This window comes from Paraburkholderia sp. SIMBA_027 (assembly GCF_046535315.1).
GTDB classification, from domain to species: domain Bacteria; phylum Pseudomonadota; class Gammaproteobacteria; order Burkholderiales; family Burkholderiaceae; genus Paraburkholderia; species Paraburkholderia tropica.
The window spans coordinates 1-415 of sequence record NZ_JAWRWY010000131.1 but is presented as its reverse complement, the minus strand read 5'-3'; the positions used below and the strand labels follow the sequence as shown (position 1 = coordinate 415).

General features: G+C 62.9%; 1 protein-coding gene. It reads left to right on the top strand.

Annotated features, from left to right (window positions below):
* Positions 1–415, top strand: a 415-nt coding sequence (locus SB764_RS38450; RefSeq protein ID WP_410866527.1) for a 4-hydroxy-tetrahydrodipicolinate reductase, incomplete at both ends; no start/stop codon positions are given.

Sequence of the window (415 nt, the reverse complement as noted above, 5' to 3'; positions counted from 1 at the left end):
GAACGGCGTGATCATCGGTGATGATCCGCTTTCCGCCTTCCTGCATGCCGAGGGCGTGCTCGATTTCACCTCGCCGAACGCGAGCGTCGAATTTGCTGGACTGGCCGCGCAGGCGCGCATCGTCCATGTGGTCGGCACGACGGGATGCTCGGATGCCGACGATGCCAAGATCCAGGCGGCCGGGCGCCATGCGCGCATCGTCAAGTCGGGCAATATGAGCCTCGGCGTCAATCTTCTCAGTGTTTTCATCGAACAGGCAGCGCGGGCGCTTTCGCCGGAAGACTGGGATATCGAAGTTCTCGAAATGCATCACAAGCGCAAGGTCGATGCGCCCTCCGGCACCGCGCTGTTGCTCGGCGAAGCCGCTGCAAAGGGCCGCGCTGTCGACCTGAAGACCCAGTCTGTCCGCGTTCGT